The sequence below is a fragment of the Streptomyces sp. NRRL F-525 genome, from assembly GCF_000716605.1.
Taxonomy (GTDB): domain Bacteria; phylum Actinomycetota; class Actinomycetes; order Streptomycetales; family Streptomycetaceae; genus Streptomyces.
The window spans coordinates 1-567 of record NZ_JNXE01000120.1 but is presented as its reverse complement, the minus strand read 5'-3'; the positions used below and the strand labels follow the sequence as shown (position 1 = coordinate 567).

Here is a 567-nt window from a genome sequence, read left to right as displayed (position 1 = left end):
GGCGCGTACCACGTTGCTGTAGCTGTTGGCCTGTGCCGTGCCGGAGCCCTCGATGTCCAGCTCGGTGATCTGCACGTCTACGCCGAGGTCGGCGAAGCGCTGCAGGTTCGCCCGGTAGTCGGACGGGACCGGCGAGGCGCTGTTGAAGTGGGACTGGAAGCCGACGCAGTCGATCGGTACGCCACGGGACTTGAAGTCCCTGACCAGGTTGTAGACGGCGTTGCTCTTCGCGTTGACACCGTCGGTGTTGTAGTCGTTGTAGCAGAGCTTGGCGGACGGGTCGGCGGCGCGCGCGGTGCGGAAGGCGACCTCGATCCAGTCGTTGCCGCTGCGTTGCAGGTTGGAGTCCCGCCGCGCTCCCGAACTGCCGTCGGCGAAGGCCTCGTTCACGACGTCCCACTGGACGATCTTGCCCTTGTAGTGGGCCATCACGCCGTTGATGTGGTCGATCATCGCCTGGCGCAGCGCGCTGCCGCTGAGGTTCTGCATCCAGCCGGGCTGCTGGGAGTGCCAGGCCAGGGTGTGGCCGCGCACCTGCTTGCCGTTCTGCACCGCCCAGTTGTAGAC

General features: G+C 66.3%; 1 protein-coding gene. It reads right to left on the bottom strand.

Annotated elements, in window-relative coordinates:
* On the bottom strand, positions 1 to 567 hold a 567-nt coding region (locus OO69_RS48140; protein WP_033287387.1), incomplete at both ends, for an endo-1,4-beta-xylanase.